Here is a 24,617-nt window from a genome sequence, read left to right as displayed (position 1 = left end):
CTCTGAGATCCACACCCTTAATCTAGTTTGATTGAAAATAAATATTTATGGGCCCGTTTGACAGTCGAATTCAATATTCCATTCTGTTGTCGACCTCAACCTCAATCTAAGTATAAGAAAAAAGGTAGATAAAAACATCGTCATCTTTCTATCTACCTTTATACTTTAGGGTGTTTGACAAAGAGCCAATATTTCAAAATCCTAACGCATTTTATTTTACCCCTAGTGGCTTTTCCACTAAACATTTATTTCAATAAACTACTTATTAACCCTCCTTTATTTCTTTTTCTTCTTATGATCTATTCCCAAAAAGGACATAATACTTGTAAATGAAAGGGCAATCAAACCAAACAAACCTACTTGATTTTGCTTCTCACCTGTTTGTGGCAAAGTATCCTTACTTTGCGTCTTCTTCACTACATTGACTGCAGGTACTACAGGTTGCTTAGGCATATTATTCAAGACCTTATTCTTGGGAGCACGGTTAACGATATTTTCCTTTCTGGTTGATTTTTTGTTAGAAAACTTCTGTGGTGAGTGAGCTAGCTCATACTTATTATTTATCGGTTGTTGCGGTTCTATTGGAATCTGTCTTGTTAACTCATACGTCGACTGCTTTAATTCTTTAATTGGTACTGACTCTGTAGGAGCCTGCGGCACCTCTGGCGCTTGTGGTGCTGATTGAGGTTTTAGTTTTAGCTCTTCTCCCGGCTGAGGCGCTGGAGCTGGCCCTATCACAATGCCATCAGTTAACCTATAAACATAAGTTATTACTACATCACGATCTTGGATTGTACCATTTTCCGGATCACTACCAGCCAAAACTTTATCGAACCTATAAATCCGACCGTTAAACTGGACCTCAGCTGGCTTATAGTCTGTTACATCATAGTGAGCACCATCAATCATACTATCAATTACCGGATCTTTGATGGCGTTGCCATCCTCATCGACATAGTTAATCGTAACCTTGAACTCATCCGTATCTGAAATTTTCTGATAAATAAAGGTTACGGTTACATCGCTGTTAGCGATTTTACCATTTGGCTGATCACCACGTTTAACATCCTTAAAGCTATATTCTTCACCATTATAATAAATTATTGCAGTTTCATAACCAGAAACATCATATGACTCACCTGGTTTAAACTCTTCTGGCAAACTAATTTGTGGTCTGATTGGCATGCCATCCTTATCAATATAATAAACAGTTACCAGATGCTTAATGTCCGTCGGTTGTCTCAATTTATAAACATAAGTTACTTCCACATCCGCCGCATCAATTTTACCATTTGGCCAATCACTATGTGGAGAAATTTTTTCGAATTCATAAGTCTGACCATTAGAAGTAGTAATTGTAGTTGGATAAATAGTCTGATACTCTGAATCATCCGGATAGTTATCGGTTATCGTTGAATCTTTAATCTTTTGACCGTTCTCATCAACGTAATTAACTGTTACAGCATAAGTTCTGTTATAAATTTCGCTATAACGATATGTTACAACTATTGTTCCTAGATAAGTTTTGGTTGATTCAGGATTAACTATTAGACTGGCTACAACTGGCTTATCAATATAGTTGTAAGTTAAGTCCTTAGGTCGCTTAGAAACAACAGACTCAAATTCTGGCTGATCACTAGTCCAGTCGGTATAGCCAATAATTTGTTTGGTTACCATATCCTCATAAGCCTTACGTTTAAAGACTACAGTCTGAGTGTACTCATAACTACCTGTTGGAGAACCATATGCATGTTGATAAGTTCTACCGTCGTCCTTAGTACCACGGTAAACAATCTTTCTCGTGAAAGTCTTTACCAAAGCTTCAGATCCTGGTAGTTGATTATCAGTTTCTGCAATGTAGTGTTTCAAGTAAACGTAGTAATTACCTACATAGTAGTTACCATCACTTGATATATCACCAGTAATTGGGAAAGAGTTCACACCATTTTGTCCAGCTAAGACATAGTAAGCAGCTACGTAATTCCACTTACCTCCGACTGAATTCAAGTTGAATCTACCACCAGCTGTACCGACTACAATTTGATCATGATCAAGAGCTTTACCTGATGTACTTGTCCAACCACTTTCTGGTTCATTATCATCATTAACATCGCGGTAATGAATAATAATTTCTGAAGCCCTATTGATTTCGTAAGTGGCTCTGTTTTGCTTAATTGTCCACTCATAGTTCTTACCATTATTACCATCCAGAGCCTCAATTGCATTTAATGTGGTGGTTGTTAAAGCAACATGATAGTCACCAACATTAGTTGGCGGATCAATCTGATTGCCTCTAGCATCAATAAATTGTAAATCACTATTCGTCAATGTATGAGTAAATCCACTAGGCAAAGTTAATCTGTACTTACTTGCATTTAGACCTGCAGGGTTACCACTGTAAATCATATTATCATCACCAATTAAAGTGATGGTTGCTTTAGCTGGCGTTACAGTGAAGTTACCATTACCAGTCTTCTTGTAAGTATAATTTCTTATACCAAATTCTGCCTTAATACCTCGCATACCTTGTTCTGATAAAATGACCTTATATTGATCCCCAACATTAACTGGAGTAGCTCCCTCAAATTGGAGGTCACCAGCTAAAGGAGTCCAACCAGTTAAAGTCCGACCATCTTCAGTTGTAATAATAACTTGATAATGACTTGGATCAATTGTCATTGGCTGACCATAAACAACACTTTGTCCGTTGCGACCATTGTTAGAAACAGTAATAGTTACCGGCATTTGAGCAACCTTAAAGTTAGCATTTGATGCAAATGTCCAATCATAATTATTTGTAGTGCCAACAGTTGTCAAAGCATTAATATGATTCTTACCTTGCGTTGTTAAACTAATATTGTACGTACCAGCAGCAATTGGAACTGTGCCAGTTGCCCAAGTATAATCACCTGGTTGAAGATTGTAAGTCATACCATTACTTAATTCTACACTATAGCGACCTTCACTCAAGGAAGCAACAGAACCGTCATAATCATGCTGACCAGTACCCTCAAGTGTTGCAGTAGCAGAAGCAGGAGTAATACTTAAAATAGCTGTACTATTATCATACGTATAATCATAATGATTACCTTCTACTTCAGAGATATGACGCAAACCAGCATTAGATAATTTAACTCTATAATCGCCAACATTAACTGGATTATTTCCTGAAATAAATTCAAGATCACCAAACTGAACTATATAGCGTTCACCATTACTCAAAGTAATTTCATAACTACCAGGATATGGAATCTGAGCGATGGAACCAGTATAAGTAACCGAGCCTGAACCACTTAGCTTAGCTGTTGCAGTAGCTTTATTAATGATCAACTTACCTGAGCCAGTCGACTTCCAGTTGTAATTATCATGACCAGTAATTGCATCCCGAACTTTTTGCCAGCCTTGTTCAGTCAATTTAACTGTATAGGTTCCAGGTTCCTTAGGCGTCTTAACTGTGCCATCTTGGGTAATTTGATAGTCACCAGCAGTCAAAGTTAAAGTACTTGGTAAATCAATTGTTGCTTGGTGACTATTATCAGTTGTAATAGATGGTTGGAACTTAGTTAAATCTAAGCTGATATTATTACCATCCCAAGTTGCTGTTTGCTGGTTAGTTGCTTCATCAAGCTTAATTGTGGCATTGGCCTGATTAATCGTGTAGTCATAGTCACCAGTTATTGCAGAGAAGCTGTAATTCTTATTGGCAGTTTGCAATGCTTGTAAACCATGAGCATTCAACTTAATAGTGTAATCACCAGCATCACTTGGGGCACCAGTTAACTTAGTTGTGCCTTGGTACCAATCAAAGTCACTTGCAGTCAAAGTACTTGTGTCTAAGTTTTGACCACTTACTAAACCACTACCGCTCAAACTATTCTTCAAAGTATCAAGACTAATTGAAGCAGGATTACTGTCGTAAGTCTTTTCATCAGAATTGCCCTCATTAACGGTAATTGCTAATTGCTTAATCTTGAAGTCGGCAGTGCCAGTAACACTAGCTGGAATATCTACATTACCTGCACCTGCGATGCCATCGATAAAGTTCTTTAAGTGAGCCTTACCAGTTGCAGTCAAGTCAAAGGAAATTGTGTAATCACCAGCATCAGTTGGAGCTACACGTCCGGTCGTGTTCCAAGTGTAATCGCCAGTTTGCAAAGTGTAAGTATGATTACCAGTAGTTCCTGGAATCGTGACATTAACTTGGATACTTCCACTATTAACGTTGCTCAACTCAGCAACTTGACCATCATAAGTCATATTTGCGTTACCACCTAAGGCAGCAGTTGCAGTAGCAGCTTCAATAATATAAGTCTTAATGCCAGTGAAGCTATTAGCTGGCCAGTCAATATTACCGTTATCCTTGTTAGCAGCAATAAGATTGTTGCGTCCAGCATCGCTTAACTTAACTTGGTAAGTATCAACGGTTGTTGGAACAGAAGTACTCCAAGTACGTCCATTGTCGCTAGAGAATTCTAGATCGCCAGCTTGCAAAGTATAACTTGGTGTAAAGCCATGAATTGCAGTTGGATCAGTAGTTAATGTGACACTGTAATGCTTGTAGTAATCTGGATCAGCAGTACCAAAAGTGATAGTCCGTGAACCATCTAAGGCTACTGAACCTTTAGCTTGCTTAATTTCATAACTATAGCTATTTTGGTCGTCTTTAATAGAAAGACTGTAATTAGTATTCTTATTCTTTAAGGTAGCAAAGCCAGCTGTGTTCAACTTAATTGTGTAAGTACCATGATCAGTTGGTGCATTATTCAGCTTATCACCAGATGCATCATACCAATCAAAGTCGTCAGCAGTTAAACCTGAAAGGTCTAAGCTTTGACCACTTACTAAATCAGTACCACTAATCTTGTCTTTCAATTGAGCAAGCGGTGTTTCAACTTGATTGCCATCGTAAGTAACAGTAGTAGATCCAGTTAATGAAACTGTGGCAGCTTTCTTATTAACCGTAAATGTTGCGGTACCACTCAAAGCAGAAGCAATAATACCTACGTTGCCTTTCCAAGTTGAATCTGCAGCGATCTGAGCTTTCAAGTGTGCCAATACGTTAGCTTTATTCAATGACAAAGTGTAGCTACCTTGATCAGTTGGTGCAGAACCAGCTGTCCAAGTGTAATCATCATCTTGCAAAGTGTAAGAAATGGTCTTGGTACTATTTGGAATAGCAATCGTTACTGTGATATTGCCACCGTTGTTCAAATCAGCAGTTGAAACAGCTGAGCCATTGTAGTCACGATTATTTTCTCCTGACAAATTAGCAGTTGCGGCTACTTCGGTAATCTTGTAAGTTCCTGTACCGGAAATAACCGCATTACGCCAATCAAGATTATCGCCATTCGCTGTTGCGGTATGAATCTTATTCTTACCATTAGTAGTTAATTCAATGGTGTAAGTACCTGCATCAACAGGTGCAGTAGTGTATGTATGACCATCCTTAGTCCAAACATAATCTATACCAGCAGTTAAACTAATTGGATTTTCTCCAGCGTTTGGTGCATCAGTGATTGCTAATCCAACTTGAGTGGTGTAATCAGAAGTATTTAAAGCTGAACCGTTGTAAGTCTTAGAACCTGCACCTTGGAAAGTAACAGTTGGCGTAGCCTTGGTAATGATATAAGTTCCTGTACCTGTAATTTCAGCATCAGTCCAAGTCAAGTTAGCAGAGTTGACTTCCTTGATCTTGTTCTTACCAGTAGTAGTTAATTCAACTGTGTAAGTGCCAGCATCTACTGGAGCACTAGTGTAAGTGTGACCATCTTTGGTCCAAACATAGTCTGTACCAGCAGTCAAAGCAGGATTATCAGAAGCTACAACACCTGGAGCGGTAATTGAAACCGTTGGTGCATAACCACTGATTGCATTGCCATCATAAGTCTTGCTACCGTTACCTAAGAAGGCTGCGGAAGCTGAAGCCTTCGTAATCTTAAACGTACCTTCACCTGCATTGAACTTGCTAAAGTCGAAGCTAAAGTGTGTTGGGTCAGCGGCATTCAAGTGATCTTTACCTGCTTGACTTAACTCAACATGGTAAGTACCTACATTTGTGGCATCAGTACTTGGAACAAATTCCAAATCGCTAGCTTGCAAGGTGTAAGTGAAACCAGTTGGCAAAGTCAGCTTGTAGTCACTTACATCAATATCAGTATTGCCATAAGCAGAACCCTTGTAGGTTTCACTTTGACCATCACTAACGTCAGTTAATGAAACAGTACTATCACTGTTCTTTTGAATCTTGTAAATACCAAGAGAACCATCAGCCCAATCATAGTTAGTAGTATCAGTCTTGATCTTGTTCAAACCACTAGCGCTTAAGTAAACGTGGTAGTCGCCAAGAGCTGTAGGTGCGGTAATCTGATTGCCTTGATCATCGGTAAAAATGAAGTCATTGCTATCAAATGTTGTAGTTGATGGAATCGTCCAATCTACTCCATTATCTGTCTTTACGCTTGGAGTAAAGTTAGATGCATCAATCGTACCAGCTTCACCATTGTAGTCCTTAGTTTGACTACCAGCCAAGTTAATGGTTGCCTTAGCCTTCTCAATTGTGTAGGCAATATGACCAGTTACCTTGCTAAAGTCATAGTTAGCGTTGATTGACTGTAGCTTTTGTAAACCATCATCATTCAAAATGATTTGGTAATCACCAGCATTAGTTGGGGTTGACCCGTCCCACTTGAAGTCGGCATTAGTCAAGCCAGTGGCGTTAAAGCTTTCACCACTAATCAGACCAGTTGCTTGCCAGTTACCTGCTTTATCTACATTGATTGTTCCAGCTGTACCATCGTACTTCTTGCTATCTGTACCAGAGAAGGAAACATCGGTTAAGGTCTTCTTATTGATTTTAACCGTGATTTGACCAGACCCTGACCAGTTAAGGTTATCAGCTTGAATGGCCTTAATCTTATTGATGTCACTTTCGGTCAAGCTAATCGTGTAGGTACCAGCATTCTTCATTTCAGTAACTACAGTACCTGCAGAGTCCTTGATTTCATAATCGGTACTTGCAAATGAGTAATTATGACTGCTGCCAGCTGGATCTGGGTAAGCAAGCGTTACCTTCATGCCTATATCCGCCGTTGAAACAGCCTGACCATCGTAAGTCTTGGTGTATTGACTGTTATTATCACCAGACAAAGTCCAAGTTGCATCAGCCTTCTCAATCGTGTAAGCAATATGACCAGTAACCTTGCTAAAGTCATAGTTGGCGTTATTTGCTTGCAGCTTGTGCAAACCATCATCGTTCAAAACGATCTCATAACTACCAGCATCAGTTGGAGTTGAACCGTCCCACTTGAAGTCAGCATCAGTTAAGCCAGTTGCATTGAAGTTTTCACCAGAAACTAAACCCGTTGCTTGCCAGTTTCCAGCCTTATCGGCATTAATTGCACCTGCCGTACCATCGTACATCTTACTATCTGAACCAGAGAAGGAAACATCAGTTAAAGCCTTCTTATTGATTGTGACGGTAATCTGACCAGAACCTGACCAGTTAAGATTATCAGCTTGAACAGCTTTGATTTTATTAATGCCACTTTCAGTCAAGCTAATCGTGTAGGTGCCAGCATTCTTCATTTCAGAAACTACAGTACCTGCAGCGTTTTTGATTTCATAATCAGAAGTGTCAAATAAGTAATCATGACTGTTACCAGCTGGATCTGGGTAAGCAAGCGTTACCTTCATACCCGTATCAGCTGTTGAAACATCCTGACCATCATAAGTCTTGGTGTATTGACTGCTGTTATCACCAGATAATGTCCAAGTAGCGTCAGCTTTCTTAACGATCAACTTGGCACTTGAACCAGTGCTATCAAATGTCCAAGTGTAGTTGCTGTTAGTTGTTCCTTCAGCTGCTTTGATGTGATCCAAACCAGCTTGAGTTAATTTCAAAACATAGCCGGTGCTATTCGCATTAGTGTGATCGTTAGCGACAAAGTCAAGATCACCAGCTTGTAAAGTATAGTGTTGATTATTGCTTAATGTGACTGTGTAATTTGGACTAGAAGCTGAACCATAATCAATCACGGCAGGTGAACCAGTATAGGTAACGGTTGCGCTACCAGCAATCGTAGCTGTAGCTGAAGCTGGAGTAATGTCATAATTCCCGCTTCCAGTAATAGATGTCCAGTTCAAGTTGCTGCTATTAATATCTTTGATCTTATTAATACCAGCGGTTGTTAACTCAACAATGTAATTACCAACATTAACAGGAGCATTTGTTAAAGCACAGCCAGTCTTGTGACCTTCGCTATCGGTCTGGTACCAAACGTAGTCAGTACCAGCAGTTAAAGCAAAATTGGTACTTGTGGTACCTGGAGCATTAAAACCATCAGTTGGATTGTAACTAAATTGATAGTTGCTAATTGCACTACCATCGTAAGTCTTAGTAGCATCCCCACCAAACTTAACAGTGGCATCAGCCTTATTAATTGTGTAAGTACCAGTACCAGAAATAACAGCATTAGCCCAATCAAGGTTGTCACCATTAGCAGTTGCTGCCTTGATCTTATTTTTACCAGCATCAGTTAATTCAATAGTGTAATCACCAGCATCAACAGGTGCAGTGGTGTATTTATGACTACCCTTAGTCCATACATAATCTGTACCAGCAGTTAAACTAATTGGATCATTACCAGCGTTTGGTGCATCAGTTATTGCTAAACCAATTTGAGTGCTGTAATCAGAACTACTCAAAGCTGATCCGTCATAAGTCTTAGAACCTGTACCTTGGAAAGCAACATGTGGTGTAGCTTTGGTAATCTTGTAAACCACATATGAAGTCTTTGGATCATACTTCCAAGTAAAGTTAGAATCAAGGTTCTTAAATTTATCAAGACCCTGTTTATTCAAAACAATATGGTAAGTTCCAACATTTACTGGCTTATCGGTCAGAATATCGCCATTCGTATTGGCAAATGAGAAGTCGCTGCTATCAAGAGTTACATTTTCAGCACCAGTAGGCCAAGTTAAAAGATTATTACTCTTCTGAATGTCATGTGTTATGCCACTTGGAATAACTGTATCAGCAGCATTCCCAGTGTAAGTTTGATCAACTTCATCATGACTAATGGTGATCGTTCCAGAATTCTTTATGTAAGTTACGTCAACAGTAGAATCAGCAGTATCTGGTGTAACTGTTGCTTCAGTAACACTTGTCGCTACATTTCCATCAACAAGCGCGGTGTACCCTGGCTTCGTAACGTTATATTCAGCCCAGGTACCTGTTGGAATGCCATCTCTATCAGTTGATTTGTAATTCCATACATTATTACCAGGAGTGAAATGATAAACATTATCCTTTAAGGCACCAAGCACAACGACTGTGTCATTATTATTTAATCGAGCTTCACGATTAAAAGTAACTTTCTGTGGAATAGACCGAACAGTACCATCCGGATTAGTAATCTTAATCGTTCTAGTAACAGTTTTACTTAATAACGACTTAGGTATATAGAAGGTAGTCAAAGAATTCCGGTAATACCATGCCGGATCAGTGGCATTAGTAAATCCACCACTAATTGGTGAACCAAATGTCCCGCTACCATAGCTAAGGTCTTCTTTTAACGATATGGCTTTATAACCATCTAAAGGTGGAAAACTAATCCCCCATGAGTTACCGCTACCATTGGCAATACCGGACCATAAGCCTTTACCAGAAATAACGGTAAACCCTGGTGTAGATGCATCACCAACTGTGGAATCCCACTTCCAGCTGCCATAAGTTGCTTTCCATTTACTTGGATCGGTACTGCCATTGGTTGCAAAACCAGTAGCATCCTTTTTATACCAAACTTTGATCTGAGCATAGGATTGCTTAGTTCCATCTGGCAGAGTTACAACATCTGCATCAGTATAGCTATTTGGATCATTGAAGTCGCCACTGACATATTTCTTGAAGTGTTCAGTTACTGTTCGACCTTCAACTTGTTCAGCTGGAACATAGTAAATTGTATGTTCTGGAGTAGCTTCATAAATAGTTGCTGCATCGGTATATGCAGTTGAATTCAAACTCGTATCTGAAGTTCCAGGGTTATTGTAACTTGGAAAGACAAACTTATTGGCTGGAACAGTAGATTGTTTATCATCTTTATTCTTTGTCCAGTCACCATTTAAGTATGCTTTATAGCCATCTATTGTTGGTACTTCAGCCTCAACCGGATTCCATGAAGTTGGCAAAGTCCAAGTTCCCGATACAACTTTATAGCCATTGCTAAATCCGTCTGCATTGTAACTACCGTCAAAGAGCCATGGAGCTGTATCAACCATCTTGCTAGTTACTAAGTCAGTATCACCAGTTCTCTTGTAGTAAACATCAAGAACAGCATCATCATGGGCCTTTTGACCAGCATGTTCACCAGCACCATAAACATAATGAACAGTAATCTGACGAGTCTCATATTGAGTAGTCTCACCATGTTGATGAACCAACTTAATTTGAACAACTGTTGGTTTAGCACTATCAGTTGATTGATCTAAGAAAGTAATACTTGTTGGAATAGTTTGACCTGTTGCCAATTCATAATGAGTTGGTACATCTAATCCACTAATTGTGACATTTTGACCAGCTTTACCTGAAACAGTAACTGGTGAACCAACTGTTGAATCATTCTTATCAGCATCAACAAATTGGTATTGAATGTAACGATCTTCAGTACCTTCATTAATCGTAAACTCAGCAGAACCACCAACAGCATTTTCAGCAAACTTAACGTTCGACACTTCGTTGCCTTGTGCATCGGTACCGGAGCCAGCTTCAGATTCAATCAAGCTCTTAATCCGACTAATACCAGTTATACTTAATTTAAGCGTGTAAGGTGTGGTACTTGCATCAATTGGTGCATGATCATCACTCGTATCCCAAACGTAATCGTTGGCTGTTAAAGTGATCGTCTTTTGTGCATCAGTAACACCTGGGAAGCTAACTGTTACCTTGATGTCACCATTTCTACTGTTAATTTCATCTAAAGTTACAGCTGCTCCATCATAAGTCTTACTGTTAGATCCACCAAGGGTTGCAGTAGCATCAGCTTGGGTAATGGTGTAAGTCATTGAACCGCTGAAGTTATCCTTGGTTAAACCAGCATACTTACTATTGTCAGCTTGCAATTTAGCCAAACCAGCAGCATTCAATTTAACGACATAAGTACCAACATTCTTTGGTGTTCCGGTTATTTCAGTTAAATTATTGTTAGCACCTTGCAAATACCAAGTGAAGTACTGACTCTTAAATGTGCCATCAGCATTTACCAAACCACTTGTATCAAGTGAAGTACTTGGCAACAAACCTTGTTCATCCCAAGCTGGCTTTACAGTTGGTGTATCTGCACTGCCGTAGACCTTAGTTCCAGAGCCAGAAAGCGTAATTACTGGCGTTACATAAGGAAGCGTAAAGCTATAAATCGTACCATCAGCAGCATCAGGATCAGCAGTAAGAGTAACAACTTTTTGACCATCAGATCCTGTAGTAATCTTAATTGCTGAACCAGTATTTGGCGAGTAGGCAAAATGACTACTATCCAAATTCAAGTAAGCAGTTTTGCCCTTAATAGTCAATGTAGCTGGGAAGTCAAGAGTATCAAAGCTTGTCTTATCTAAGTTGGAAATTGTCCAAACATACTTAGCTGAACCATTACTGTTAAATTCACCACGATTGTGGGTCTTAGTAACAGTTAAATTGCTTTCAGTTGGTTGAGTTACGTCTAGACGGTTACCATTTGCATCAACATAGGTAACTGTCTTATGCAAAGTCTTAGTATCATTATTAGCCTTTGCCTTTAAGTAGACATTGTAAGTAGCTACGTAGTAGTTGCCATCAGTAGTGGTTTGTCCATTGTTAGGGAACTTAGTCAAATTAGTGCTGCTTACATAGTCCCAATCTGCATTACCGTAGTCCCAAGCATCTGAAACACCGCTCAAACTGAAGTCAGCATTTGGATCATTTGTGACAGTCTTATCTTGACTATCAATAGTCTTACCTTGACTTGCATAATTGGCACTATTAGCGATACCAGTTACATCAACATAATGAATGTTGATTTGAGCAGCTGGAGTGATAGTTAACTTACCGTACTTATCACTGGCTTCAGTGATATCGTAATTGTTACCTAAGGCATTCTTGATCTTATTTAATCCAGCATCAGTTAAAACAATGCGATAGTCACCAACATTTATAGCCGTTACATCATTGCCACTATCATTAACAATCTTGAAATCGCCTGAAGTTAAGGTAACTCCCGTTAAACTTGCAGCTTTACCATCAGTGTTATCGGCTACCTTAGCGATAGTAACTTTGACACTGTTAGTTCCATCAGCTTGGTAATTAACGCCAATTCCACTACCAGTGTATTCATTAGTTTGTGTACCAGAAACAGTTACGACGTTCTTTGAAGGATTAATGGTATAAACTACATGGCTGCCAATCTTAACACTATTTAAATTAAAGATGTAATTACTATTATTTTGTAATAACTTATTAATACCATTTTGGCTCAAAACAATATTGTAATCACCTTTGTTTGTTGGAGCAGAGCCGCTTTCCCACTTAAAGTCATCAGCAGTTAAGCCACTAACATTCAAAGTTTCATTGTTTTGCAAACCTGTAGCTGTCCAGTTCTTAGCCTTGGCTGGATCAATCGTACCTACGCTACCATCATAAGTCTTAGAATCTGAACCAGAGAATGTAAGATCAGTTAAAGCACGCTTATTAATAGTAAATTTAGCTGAGCCGAGAATAGTACCGTTGCCATCTTTATCAGTAAATTTAACATTAGACTTAGTTGCGCCACTAGGATCAGTCTTTTGCTTAATAGCTTTTTCAATATTAGTGATTCCAGCGTTAGTTAATTTAATTGTATAAGTACCGGCATTAGTTGGAGCAGCTCCGTTATTAGCTAATTCTTCAGAACCATCTTCGTTGTACCAGATGTAGTCCCCTGCATGTAACGTGTATGTTGAAGCTGCAGTTGAACCAGGATATGTCAATGCGACTTCAATATCACCGGTGCTACTGTTAACTTCGGTTAAAGTTACAGCACTGCCATCGTAATCTTTATGGTTAGAACCTGCTAATTTTGCAGAAGCTTCAGCTGGAGTGATAGTTAACGTACCATACTTTGTACCGTCATTAGTGATGTCGTAGTTGCTACCTAAAGCGTTCTTAATCTTATTCAAACCAGCATCGGTTAAAACAATGTGGTAATCGCCAACATTAATAGCTGGATTATCAACAATCTTGAAGTCGCCTGAAGTTAATGTAACTCCGGTCAAGCTTGCAACTTTACCATCAGTATTACCAGTTGCCTTAGCAATAGTAACCTTGACACTGTTAGTTCCATCAGCTTGGTAATCAACACTAATTTCGCTACCACTATATTCGTTGGTTTGTGTACCAGAAACAGTTACAACATTTGATGAAGGAGTGATCTTATAGGTTGCTTGACCACCAACTCCATTATCTTCAAAGGTAATATTTTGTGTTGTACCGTCTAAGCCATAACCTGCAGCTTGAATTAGTTTATTTTTAAGATCACTAATCACGCTATCTTTCAACTTAATGTAGTAAGTACCAACATCAGTAGGGGCTCCAGTCAACTTATTCATTGAACTATCGTACCAATCAACATCGCCTGCTTCTAAATTAGTACTTTGGAAGTCTGGATAATTAGTCTTGAAGTAAATACTGCCACCCTTGTCAAAAGATTTAATATTATTAATAGCTTGAGCTGAACCAATATAAACGCCAGAACTTTCTCCACCTAAAATAAACTTAACCTTTTCTTGGTTAATCTTAAATGAAGCGTAGTTATCATCACTAAATGAACTAGGAGACCACTTTAAACTGTTGAAGTACTTATCACCTAACTTACTCCTCAGCCAATTTTGAATATTTTGCTTACCAGTATCATTGATCTTCAAATAGTAAGTACCGACACCAGTTGGTGCACCATTAGAGCCAGCAAGATTGTTATTATAGGCAACGTAATTATTACCATCTTTGGTATACCAACTGTAATCACCATCAACTAAAGTATAACTATCACTAGTGTTACCTGGAAATGTAAACATTACTTTAATTGGATCACTACTATCATTCTTTAAATCATCAGTGGAAACAACATGACCGTTGTAATCACGTTCACCCTTACCATTCAGGGTAACAGAAACTGGTGCTACCTTGATCGTATAATCAATTGACGTATTTTCAAAAATCTTGCCAGTATTAGCATTCTTTAATTTGTTAAAACCAGTAAGTGAAAGTTCAAACTTATAGCTACCTGCATAAATTGGTGCATCAGTCAGCGGACCACCAGTACTATCAAGCCATTCAATATCTGCACTAGACAAATCACTCGGAATCGCCAAAGCTGTACCATCTGACATCTTTAAGGTCATGGTGCCACTTTTCAATTCATTCACAATCTGATCAGCCGTAACAGCTTGATTATCAAAAGTCTTACTTTGTGGATCAGTGTAAACACCACTAATTAAGTTAATTGGCACATTGACCATGTAGTAGCCATCTGGTTCACCATTGCCACGTTCCTTGGTGTACTTGACCATAACATAGATATCACTCTTAGTACCAGCACTAGCAATATCGCTGTCTTTTAAAGCACGGTAACCAGTTACAGGGATACCTTCAAGGGTATGTTGATGAACACTGCTATCTTTAACTACCCAGTAGTAATCTTGCTTATAAGTCCCCAATAGAGACTCAGCTAAATTAGTTAATTGGCCTTTAGCAGATGTACTGTTAAATGCTCCCATATCTTTAGCAACAAAGGTTGGGACAGTCGTGTTTTTGTTTTCTGGTGGATAAACACGCGTAGGAATTGTTGGCGTCGTATCAGTCCCATAATGCAGCTGTGAACCATCAGTAAACAAAATCTTCATACCGGGAACTACAACATAATACTTATTCCCTTGCGAATCTGTGTGGATTGTTTGAACCGGAAAACTATGCTCATATGCAGTCTCAAACCGATCAACACTGCGAATGTATTTATCAATTGTAGCTTGGCTAACGCCAGCTTTCCAGTGAACTTCTTGAATGTTGCATCCCCAAGTCAACTTATATTGAGGTTCAATATCATCCTTATTAGTAATTGGGTGTGAGTTCATGTAATCAAGGTCATTATATAGTTGCACACCCATCTGATCAGCCATTGACTTAATCTTAATATTTACTGGGACAATTTGGTAACCGTCATAAACCTTTTGATTATTTTCTAGTACTAAATTACCATCTCTATCAGCCTTGTAGTAAGTTACCTTCACATATCCAGTAAAGGAAGTATGATTCTTGTTCCACTTAGTGTCATATTGGTGACTGGCATCAAGCGCTGTACCATTTTGATCATAAACCCATTCATAACTAGGTTGCCATCTGGTAATTTGAGAGCTATCAACACTAGTGCTACTTTGCAAAGCAGAGTCAGCACTGTTATTAACAGTATCTCCACCATTGATTGACAAACCAGTTTTAGCTGTTGCCTTATCCAGATCGATTGTAATAATTGATTGATCTACATCTTCATCCGATGCACTATCAGCATAGACAACTTTAATTGATGCCTTAGTATTATCTAATTGATGAGTAGTTGGATCAACATAACTACCTGGCTTTTGATCCCAAATGATTGATTTAATTGGATAATTACTTTGTCCAAATTTACCTGGATCAATAATTAAATCTTTCTTCTGACCATCAAAACCAATATACCAAGCAGACATATGATCAGCTGCTGAATCAGTATCAAAATCAGAACTTAATTGACCAACATGCACATTGACTGGTGAATGTGGTTCAACATGAATAATCTGATTTAAGCTATTAACGTTAATTTTAACAATTTGATAACCATCCGGACGAGAACTTGCTACGCCACTATGATATTCTTTAGCAGTATATGAGACTAATACGTATAAAGTATGCGGACCAGCTTCTAACTTATTAACATCTTCCTGCGTTAATTTATGATTGGCAATTATCTGAGCCGCGGTCATACCAGGGGTAACATTAGGCATATCTTTTAACCAAGTATAAGTTGGACTGAAAATACTTAATCGACTTGCATTGCCAACACCTTTAACTGCATTACCCGCATCAATACCATTACCGACATTAATAGTGTGCCAAGTGTTGTTGCCCTGCGTTGTAGCAAAAATGGCTGTTGTGACTAATGTACTACGAATAGTAAGCGATGCATTCATTTGACCAGTACTTGAATTATCGCTAAATAGGAGAATAATCCCCGCAGTTGGTGTCCACTCTTCTTTTCCCTCTGAAGAAGCTGGCGTTCTATGCACTCCCGACCATCTAATATTATTTAAAATACCCGCATCAGCTAATTCTTGACCACTATATGAACAGTTATCAACCGTAATATTAGTCAAAATTTGTGGACTAGCAGCTAACTGACGGTCAGAATTTAGAACTGAATTTGGCTCCAAAGCATGAGTTAGAGCCTGTAGTTTACTTTGATCTGCAGAATTAAAATAATCTGCATAACTCATACCCCTCTTAAGAAAGGTAAAAGTCCAAGTCTTAGTTTGAACCGTTCTACCAGCATGAGTTAAAGTTCCTTTAATGCCAAGTTGCACATAGCCTTTATCATTAAACTGGTGAGAAGCAGTTGGATTAGCCCATTCAAAACTATATGAGTAACCTGAAGCGAGTCCTTCTTTAGAATGTAAGTTAAAGTCATTTTGCGTCACACTAAGATCCAAGTCATTATCCACACTTGTAGTCTGATCTGTCTTGTGAATACCAGCTAGGTATCCAACACCGTTCCAGTTAATATCATCAAGACTTGTACTATAACGACTTTCATCTGTTCCAATAAAACTAGCCAATTTAATCTGATCAGCAACTGAAAGCTGATTCACCTTTTTCCTCAAGTCAGTCAAAGCATTATGCTGTTCTTGCTCATTCATTGAAGCAAATTTTTTCCTAACTCAGTGTAAGCTTTAGTCAAAGAATCAAGAGTTACAGGAGCTGATTTAACAGCAGTATCCTTTATATCCTTAATATCTGGATTTTGATCTTGCTTTCGATCATCAGTCTTAGTCTGTACGGTCTTAGAATCTGATACATCCTTTTGAAGATCGTCTGCTTTATTTGTTACAGAATCTATTTGCTTAGTATTAGTAGATTGTTGTTTAGTACTATTTTCGTTGTTAGTATTTTGTTCTTCTGACGGTGGTTGGATAGATTTTTGTCCTGTTTTGTTTTGGGCTTGTTCTAGATTATTCTCAGTACTATTGTTCTTGTTAGTCTGAGTTGTTTTATCTACATCTTTTGCTGTACGTAAAATAAGGGAGCTGTCATCGACAGTATCTCCCTTTTCAACCTCGATTTTTTTATTATTTTCGTTATTAGTATTTTGTTCAGTATCTCCGCCACCGGCTTTGCGGGAATCACTAGTTTCATGATTCTCTGCATTATTTTTTTCTACATCACTTTGCGATTCATTTTGTTCAGTAATCGTCTCTTCTGATGTCGGAGTTGTCTCTGCATGCACAATTTCTGTATCGATACCTAAAAAGGTAACACCAATTAAAACGGAAGCTGCACCAATTGTAAGTTTTCTGATTGAATATCTTTGTAACTTATTAAACATAAGCAGTTTACCTCCATAATCTATCCTGACAATGTAATTTTAACACTTTTTAATATACTGTTATTAATATTTAGCACAATATAATTATGTTTTTTTATTAATAAAAAGTATTATAACGTAAAAGTAAAAAGAGTGATACCTTCTAAAATGAAAGTATGACACTCTTTTATCATTTTTTCTTTTTAACAAATTGTTCATACCCTTTATCGTACAAAGTAACAATAAAGATTGAACCCTTTTCAGGCTCTGATTTAACTTCAATCTTGCCACCATGTTGTTTTACTAAAGATGACACAATCGATAAACCTAACCCTGATTCACCTGTACCTAAGCGCGCTCTTGAGGGATCAGCTTTGAAAAAACGCTCGAAAATAAATTTCATCTGTTTCTCATCCATTCCGATTCCATTATCTTGCACGCTAAACTGGGCACCATGTTCTAATCGCTGACTAATAATCTTAATTTTGCCATCATGAGTAAACTGAATCGCATTCTGAATCAAGTTCACCATAATCTGAGTAAAACGATCACGGTCTGCATAAACCTCAACCTCATCAGGTGCAACAACTTGCAATTGATCATTAGCTTTCTTAGCATTTTGCATTAGCTGTGACCGCAAATCATGTAAGACCGGTACAGCATTGAAGTTAACTTTATATAACATAATCTGATTATTACGAATCTTCTCATAATCTAGATTTTCATTGACCAATCGAATTAGACGCTTAGTTTCATGTTGCATCAGAGCAATTGACTTCGGCTTGGATTCTTCCGGAATCGCATCGTACTGCAACCCTTCCAAAATACCATTAATCGTTGTCAGCGGCGTGCGCATCTCATGCGCCGCATCTGCCATAAATTGATCGCGTCGCTTCTCCTGCGCCTTAACTTCTTCATTAGACTGCTTCAGCGCCTTGACCATCTTATTGAAGTTCTCAGCTAGCTGGTCAATCTCATCACTATCCTTATGCGGAATATGCACATCAAAATCACCAGCTGCAACTTTTTGAGTAGCACGCGACAATTTCTTAATTCTCTTGGTTGAATAATAGGAGATGATGAAACTCATGAGCAACCCAACAGCTACCGTTATCAGCAACGCCCGCAATAAATTGCGCTTAGCCGTATAAATCGGTCTTTCTACATGTTTAACTCGTGAACTGATCCAGGCAATTCCTACAAGATTTCTACCATTCATCCATGGTACTAGCACCCCAGTATAGGCATCCTTGGTTGAACGAATTGGCGAATTCTCATCATGATTATTTTGAATGCGAATTTCCTGTCCGTTCTGCAACGTATTGAAAACCGTCTTAGACAATTGAATATCTGAATCCGTTTTCGGATAAATCTGTTGATTTTTATCATTGAAAATTCGTAAATGGACATCGTCACCATGAAGAACGAACTGCAGCTGATTCAAAAAGTTATTGTTGAGCAAAGCCGTACCATTTTTGCCATCAGCTTCTGCTAAGTCACCTAACGAATTCGCGTAGCCTTCCATTCGCTGATAGTTCTGTGTATACGCCTGATTACGAGCATAGCCAATCTCAGAATAGCCAATAATCGAAATCGTAGTTACGATTATCAACAAAAATCCCAACATGTTCTGGTAAATTAACTTCATTATTTAACCTGCGAATCATCAAACTTATAGCCTACGCCCCAAACAGTCTGGATCACTTGAGCACCAACTTTTTCTAATTTTTGACGCAGCTTCTTGATATGGGCATCTACAGTTCTCTCTTCACCATAGTATTCATAGCCCCAAACTAATTCCAAAAGCTGATCACGCGAAAAGACTTGCTTCGGCTTCTGAGCCATTGTATAAAGCAAGTCAAATTCTTTCGGCGTTAAATCAGTCACAGGCTGATCATCGAACATAACCTCACGTCTGTTCTTAGAGATCTTCAAATGATTAGTTTCAATATCGTAGTCCTGCTTAGCTTCCGTTTTAGGAGCTATCTCTTCTTTCATCATAATTCGACGATGAAGAGCCTTGATCCTAGCAATTAATGCCAGTGGACTAAAGGGCTTCGTGACATATTCATCAGCACCAATGCCTAATCCCAACACTTGGTCTGATTCACTGCCCCTTGCAGTAAGCATGATGATTGGCACAGTCGGTGAGATTGCTCGCACTTCCTTAGCCACTTGAATGCCATCTTTCTTAGGCAAATTCAAGTCTAGCGTAATCAAATCATATTTATCTGCATTTTTCTTAAACATATCGACGGCTTCGACACCGTCGACAGCAATATCTTGTTCCCAACCTTCTTTTTTGAAAAACATTCCCATCATCTCAGCGACGGAAGTGTCATCTTCTACCATTAAAATTCTTAAGCTCATTATCGATCCCTAAATCCTTTTGTTCTCTGACGTTTCACTTGATCGGGATCGACATAATCATATGGCAATTCATGCCGCTTAATTAAAAAAGCTTTCAAACTTTTCTCAGTAAAAATAATTGGCAATAAGATAAATAAATAAAAAGTTAATAGCCAAATGAGAAAATAGCGATCCCAATTCAAAAAGTGAATGATCAAACCTATCACAACTTGAATCAAACCAAAGAGAATCAAATACCAACTCGCTCTTTTTTGAGCAAATTTAAAACTCTCCTTGTTAACTTGCGCCAGATAAGATAAATAGCCATAAATTCGATTAGGCTTTTTAGCTGGGGAAATTAGCCAAAGTATCCCAATCACTGCCATAATTGAGCCACAAGCGACATAGATCACAATTTCTCACTCCTAATTCTGATAAATTAAACGGTTATTCTTCACCCGGTGCAGACATAACTATTCTCATTTTACCAGTGAATGTGAAATTCTTCATCTCATTTGGAATAATTAAATTGGTTCCCATCTTCAAATCATATGATTGGCCATCGGCTTCAAGTTTGCCTTCGCCTTTGATGACTGAAACCAAAAGATATGGATGATTCTTTAAACTAGTCTTCCAAGTACCATCAAGATCAATTTGCCATAAGTAGAAGTGTGGTGAAATTGGTGGTTTTACCAAAGTCTTGATTTCTGCATCTTGATCCTTGTTAGTCTTAACATCAAGCTTAGGATCAACGTGTGGTACCGTAGTTACATCGATTGACTTTTGGGTGTGAAGTTCACGTTTCTTGCCAGTCTTCTTGTCAACACGATCGTAATCGTACAAACGGTAAGTAACATCACTTGATTGTTGAGTTTCGATAACCAGGCATCCCTTAGTCAAAGCATGAATAGTACCTGCTGGTACGTAGAAGAAATCGCCAGCCTTAACTGGAACTTTTCTGAGCAGCTTGTTCCATTCGCCCTTATGAATCATGTCAGCCAATTCTTCACGAGTCTTAGCATGGTGACCATAAATAATGTAGGCACCTGGATCAGCTTGCATGACGTACCAACTTTCAGTTTTACCTGAGTCGTTTTCCACCTTGCGGGCATAATCGTCATCTGGGTGAACTTGAACTGAAAGGTTGTCGTTAGCATCCAAGAATTTTACCAAAAGTGGAAATTCCTTAGCCTTAGGATTGCCGAAAAGTTCAGGATGTTTCAAGTAAACATCTCTCAGTGACATCCCCTTGAGTGGACCCTCTGTTACAGTAGAAGCATCGTCCTTGTAGCCAGAAATGATCCAAGCTTCACCGACTTTTCCATCTGGAATATCATAATTGAAAATATCTTTTAATTTACGTCCGCCCCAAATCTTAGGTCTAAAATACGGGGTCAAAAATAATGGTTCCATTTAAAATCACCTCATCTAAAGTATATACTTTAAGGCAATAAAAATGGAACCCCTTTCTTTGTTATATATTAACTTTTTTCTTTACATGTAAAGCTATTTGCTATACTTACTAATTCCACTTGCTAACCGATGCATCCCGTCTTTCACCATTGCTAGTGGACAAGCTAAATTCATCCGAATGAAGTCATGACCATTGCCACGATAAACACTACCTGCGGAGACGATTAAGCCAGTTTTCTTTCTAAGAAAGTCGGCTAAAGTTTGTGAATCATCAGTAACTTTTTGCACATCGATCCACATCAAATAAGTAGCCGTACCTGGAATGACTCTGACTTCTGGAATATTTTGCTGGATAAAATCGGCAGCGTAATCAAAGTTTTCATTAAGCTGCTTCTTCAGTGCATGCAGCCAGTCGTGACCATGTTCATAGGCTGCGATAGTTGCCGGAATTGCTAGCAAATTTGGTTCAGCTACTTCGTCACTGTTCAAACCACGACTAACCATCTCACGCAAATTTTCATCAGGTACAATTGCAGTAGCAGCATGCAAAGCAGCAACATTGAAGGTTTTGCTTGGTGAAACCAATGAAATTACATTGGGCTGAGCCTCTCCGGTTATCGAAAATGCAGGCGTATAGTCCTTTCCCTTTCTGACTAAATCTCCGTGGATTTCATCAGATAGTAACGTGACATGATGTTGGTGACAAAGATCAGCTAATTTTTGCACTTCTTCAGCTGTCCACACCTTACCAATTGGATTGTGCGGATTGCAGAAGATCATTAAAGTAGTCAGCGGTTCGGCTAATTTTTCTTCCAAATCCTGCCAGTCAACGGTATACTCTTGCCCATCAAATTGCAGATCACTGGATAAAACGTGACGGCCATTATTCAAGATCGAATTGTAAAAAATATTGTAGACCGGCTCTTGTACTAAAACATTGTCGCCAATAGGTGAAATACGACGTACGATAGATGAAATTGCAGGTACAACCCCAGTGGTAAAAATCATCCAACTTTTATAAGGACGATGATTGTGTTCAGTTTCATACCAATCAGCAACCGCATTAAAATAATCGTCCTTAGGGAATTCGTAGCCGAAAGCTCCGAGGGCCACCTTTTTCTTCATTGCTTCAATAATCTCAGGTGTAGTCTTGAAGTCCATATCCGCAATCCACATAGGAAGCTCGCCTGGCTTTACATTCCACTTCACTGAATCAGCATGTGTTCTATCTGGCGCATTAACAAAATCATATTGCATATTATCACTAATCCTTTGGTTCTTGATTCATATCTGATTGATCAACTTTTTTATCAATCTTAGGACAATCAATAGTTGTTTTAGTAGGATCAATCTTATTCAGATCTATAATCAACGTACCGATCTCAGGAGTTCTAAGCTTGCCAGAGATTGGATTCTTCACGCTATCGATCTTGCTAGTCAGTTCCACATCCATGTTAGAAACTTTTTCGAAAGCTAAGTCTGTATGAATGAGTGCACTATTCTTGATTTCAAGCTGATCAATATAGTTCAAACCTTGATCACTTTCAATTTTACAATTAATGAACTTAATATTGTCCGTATTCCAGGCTAGATATTCACCATCAATGGTTGAATCATAGATCGTGACGTTTTTGCAATTCCAGAAAGCATCTTTAGATACGAAGGTTGAATTGTGAACTTCAATGTTTTCTGCACCATCAAAGACATAGTTACCAACAACGCTAACATGATCAAGGTAGATATTCTTGCTATCTTTACCAAAATAATCACCATTGATTTGCGAATTAGTAATCTTAATATGATCGCAAGTCCACATTGTTTCTTGAGCATCCGCAAAGTGGACATTATCTAAGTCAATGTAACTAGCTCTTCTGAATAATTTTGGTGCTTGCAACGCACTATTTTTGATAGTGATATTTTTGGTATACCAGATCCCGCTACGTGACATCGTTTCAAATGTAGTATTTTCCACTTTGACATTTTCATCGTACCAGAGTGGATATTTCCATTGAAAAATTGAATTCTTTAGATTAATGTTTTTGGCTTCCTTTAAAGGTGACTCTCCTTTACCAAAAGTAATGCCATCTAGATCTGCATTTTCTAAACCATAAAGTATTCTTTCGCCCTCAAAATATCTATTTTTAATTTGTGTCATTATTTTTCCTTCTCACTATTAACATGGTTATTTTTAGTAAGTTGCTCTGCTTATATTATATGAGTCAGTAGTAATAATGTTTAATACTTATTTTTAAGGTAATACTATAACTTATGGGTATGGATAGAGATTTATGAAAGTATATAGATTTCTCTTCAATAGTAAGAGATAATGGTGGTAACGGAGGTGAACCACCCATGGACAAATATGTAACTTATCAAGAATTAGAAGCAAATACTGAAAAGATTCTTCATAGAATGGATAATCAGTTTGCTGAATTGAACGATAATTTAAAAACCGAGTTCAATAAAAATGAGATTGAACTACATGATATTAAAAATACGGCTATTAGTAACAAAGAAAAAATAAACTGGTTGCTATACACAGTCGTAGGTGGTATTGCTATTTCTGTAATTACTACGATAATTTCAAATTTAGTTACTAAATAAGCATCTTTATAGTACAAGACATCTTGCTATAAGATGCTTTTTTGATAATTAAAAAAGGCGGACTATCTTGTTTGATAGTCCGCTTCACTAATTTATTAGAATATGTATTGATTATATCTTGTATTCCAATTAAAAACTTTTAATTAACTCGTTTACGCTTTAGTAAAAATATGAAGTCTATTTTTGCATTTTTATTTAATTTCAGAAAAATTGAGAAAACAAAAATGCTTTAATATCAACGTTTTCAAGCCGTCAACATTAAAGCACTTTTTTACAAATGGAGATGAGGGGAATTGAACCCCTGTCCAAACGCATCTCGTCACTGACCTCTACGATCATAGTTATATTACTTGAACTTCACTAGCTCAAAACGCCATATAACAGGGCTAGGATGAGCTAGCTAACCTGTTAAGACTCTTTTCAACTATTCAGGTGAGGTAGTTAAACGTAACTCGCTAAGTTGATACTCAGTGCTGGTCACGAGTAAGCCGGCAAAGAGCAACGCATGCGCTAAATTAAGCAGCTAATGCGTAAGAATTTTTGTTATTTGCAGTTATATTTAACTGTAACGTTTTTACGTAGACGTAACCTACGAATCGCAGTCAATGCGGGTCTACGCCTGTCGAATCCCAAAACATCCCC

The 24,617-nt window shown here is 38.2% G+C and carries 9 protein-coding genes and 1 other RNA gene; 1 reads left to right on the top strand and 9 read right to left on the bottom strand.

Annotated features, from left to right (window positions below):
- Nucleotides 1–276: 276 nt before the first annotated feature.
- The 8 genes from FC57_RS07180 to FC57_RS07145 all read right to left on the bottom strand — a co-directional run bounded on the left by FC57_RS07180 (nucleotide 277) and on the right by FC57_RS07145 (nucleotide 23,526).
- Complete coding sequence (locus tag FC57_RS07180; protein WP_007125310.1) at nucleotides 277–16,944, bottom strand: MBG domain-containing protein; 16,668 nt, start codon at nucleotides 16,942–16,944, stop codon at nucleotides 277–279.
- Nucleotides 16,941–17,630: a YSIRK-type signal peptide-containing protein gene (locus FC57_RS07175; protein ID WP_007125309.1), complete on the bottom strand. Its 690-nt coding sequence runs from the start codon at nucleotides 17,628–17,630 to the stop codon at nucleotides 16,941–16,943. The genes FC57_RS07180 and FC57_RS07175 overlap by 4 nt, the downstream gene beginning before the upstream one ends.
- 169 nt (nucleotides 17,631–17,799) lie before the next feature.
- A complete protein-coding gene (locus tag FC57_RS07170; protein WP_007125308.1) occupies nucleotides 17,800–19,257 on the bottom strand; it encodes a sensor histidine kinase in 1,458 nt (485 codons plus the stop codon).
- The gene (locus tag FC57_RS07165; protein ID WP_007125307.1) at nucleotides 19,257–19,979 is read right to left on the bottom strand and encodes a response regulator transcription factor; all 723 of its coding nucleotides are present in this window, start codon (nucleotides 19,977–19,979) and stop codon (nucleotides 19,257–19,259) included. The genes FC57_RS07170 and FC57_RS07165 overlap by 1 nt, the downstream gene beginning before the upstream one ends.
- On the bottom strand, nucleotides 19,979–20,371 hold the full coding sequence (locus FC57_RS07160) for an SdpI family protein (protein ID WP_040529360.1): 393 nt from the start codon (nucleotides 20,369–20,371) through the stop codon (nucleotides 19,979–19,981). The genes FC57_RS07165 and FC57_RS07160 overlap by 1 nt, the downstream gene beginning before the upstream one ends.
- Nucleotides 20,372–20,405: 34 nt before the next feature.
- Nucleotides 20,406–21,371 carry a mannose-6-phosphate isomerase, class I gene (gene manA, locus FC57_RS07155; protein WP_007125305.1) on the bottom strand — a complete coding sequence of 322 codons (966 nt, stop codon included), beginning with the start codon at nucleotides 21,369–21,371 and terminating at the stop codon, nucleotides 20,406–20,408.
- A gap of 93 nt (nucleotides 21,372–21,464) precedes the next feature.
- On the bottom strand, nucleotides 21,465–22,628 hold the full coding sequence (locus FC57_RS07150; RefSeq protein WP_007125304.1) for a MalY/PatB family protein: 1,164 nt from the start codon (nucleotides 22,626–22,628) through the stop codon (nucleotides 21,465–21,467).
- A gap of 7 nt (nucleotides 22,629–22,635) precedes the next feature.
- A complete protein-coding gene (locus FC57_RS07145; protein WP_007125303.1) occupies nucleotides 22,636–23,526 on the bottom strand; it encodes a DUF3737 family protein in 891 nt (296 codons plus the stop codon).
- Nucleotides 23,527–23,723: 197 nt separating this feature from the next.
- Between FC57_RS07145 and FC57_RS07140 the strand changes: the two genes are divergently transcribed.
- Nucleotides 23,724–23,975, top strand: a complete 252-nt coding sequence (locus tag FC57_RS07140) for a hypothetical protein (RefSeq protein ID WP_007125302.1) — start codon at nucleotides 23,724–23,726, stop codon at nucleotides 23,973–23,975.
- Between the two features lie 275 nt (nucleotides 23,976–24,250).
- Here the strand turns inward: FC57_RS07140 and ssrA are convergent.
- Nucleotides 24,251–24,617: a transfer-messenger RNA gene (gene ssrA, locus FC57_RS10695) on the bottom strand.

It is taken from the genome of Lactobacillus ultunensis DSM 16047 (assembly GCF_001436305.1).
Classification (GTDB): domain Bacteria; phylum Bacillota; class Bacilli; order Lactobacillales; family Lactobacillaceae; genus Lactobacillus; species Lactobacillus ultunensis.
The sequence above is the reverse complement of the archived record's forward strand: the minus strand, read 5'-3'. Positions and strand labels throughout refer to the sequence as shown.

Excerpts from the sequence above, each read along its gene's own strand:
- FC57_RS07150 (WP_007125304.1), bottom strand. The coding sequence starts at position 22,628 with ATGCAATATGATTTTGTTAATGCGCCAGATAGAACACATGCTGATTCA.
- FC57_RS07140 (WP_007125302.1), top strand. The coding sequence starts at position 23,724 with ATGGACAAATATGTAACTTATCAAGAATTAGAAGCAAATACTGAAAAG.
- FC57_RS07165 (WP_007125307.1), bottom strand. The coding sequence starts at position 19,979 with ATGAGCTTAAGAATTTTAATGGTAGAAGATGACACTTCCGTCGCTGAG.
- FC57_RS07180 (WP_007125310.1), bottom strand. The coding sequence starts at position 16,944 with ATGAATGAGCAAGAACAGCATAATGCTTTGACTGACTTGAGGAAAAAG.
- FC57_RS07175 (WP_007125309.1), bottom strand. The coding sequence starts at position 17,630 with ATGTTTAATAAGTTACAAAGATATTCAATCAGAAAACTTACAATTGGT.
- FC57_RS07145 (WP_007125303.1), bottom strand. The coding sequence starts at position 23,526 with ATGACACAAATTAAAAATAGATATTTTGAGGGCGAAAGAATACTTTAT.
- FC57_RS07170 (WP_007125308.1), bottom strand. The coding sequence starts at position 19,257 with ATGAAGTTAATTTACCAGAACATGTTGGGATTTTTGTTGATAATCGTA.
- manA (WP_007125305.1), bottom strand. The coding sequence starts at position 21,371 with ATGGAACCATTATTTTTGACCCCGTATTTTAGACCTAAGATTTGGGGC.